The organism is Vibrio sp. 070316B, from assembly GCF_013114115.1.
GTDB classification, from domain to species: Bacteria; Pseudomonadota; Gammaproteobacteria; order Enterobacterales; family Vibrionaceae; genus Vibrio; species Vibrio chagasii_B.
In genome coordinates, this window is sequence record NZ_VTYC01000082.1 from 1 (window position 1) to 709 (window position 709).

At 42.6% G+C, this 709-nt stretch carries 1 tRNA gene and 2 rRNA genes; all 3 read left to right on the top strand.

Annotation, left to right across the window (positions count from 1 at the left end):
* Positions 1–161 (top strand): 16S ribosomal RNA (locus F0251_RS24295); the annotation flags it as partial.
* A 76-nt stretch (positions 162–237) separates the two neighbouring features.
* A tRNA-Ala gene (locus F0251_RS24300) sits at positions 238–313 on the top strand.
* 312 nt (positions 314–625) lie between these two features.
* Positions 626–709: ribosomal RNA gene (locus F0251_RS24305) — 23S ribosomal RNA — on the top strand; the annotation flags it as partial.

Below are 709 nucleotides of genomic sequence, written 5' to 3' on the forward strand. Positions count from 1 at the left end.
CCCGGGCCTTGTACACACCGCCCGTCACACCATGGGAGTGGGCTGCAAAAGAAGTGGGTAGTTTAACCTTCGGGAGGACGCTCACCACTTTGTGGTTCATGACTAGGGTGAAGTCGTAACAAGGTAGCCCTAGGGGAACCTGGGGCTGGATCACCTCCTTATACGAAGATCTTCACGATAAGTGTCCACACAGATTGATGGTTTAATAAGTTAAGAGTAGGGAATACTTTTCCAGATGGGGCTATAGCTCAGCTGGGAGAGCGCCTCGCTGGCAGCGAGGAGGTCTGCGGTTCGATCCCGCATAGCTCCACCATCTTTAAGTGTTCTTATTTCTTTAGAATAGAAAGTAGAATCTTTAAAAATGGTTATTTCTTTTGAAATATCTAGCTCTTTAACAATTTGGAAAGCTGACTGATTTAAATAACGTAGTTATTTAAATCAAATTAAAAGTTCTCAATGTTTATCCTTTGGATAAACACAACAAACACATTCAAGTGTCTTGTATTCGATTCAAACTTGTTTGAATCACATTGAGTCCGGCAAACACGTAATAAGAACTAACCCTTCTTGTTACAACCAAAAACCTTGGTTGTTTACCATACATAAAGACCTCTTCGGGTTGTATGGTTAAGTGACTAAGCGTACACGGTGGATGCCTTGGCAGTCAGAGGCGATGAAGGACGTATTAACTTGCGATAAGCCCAGATTA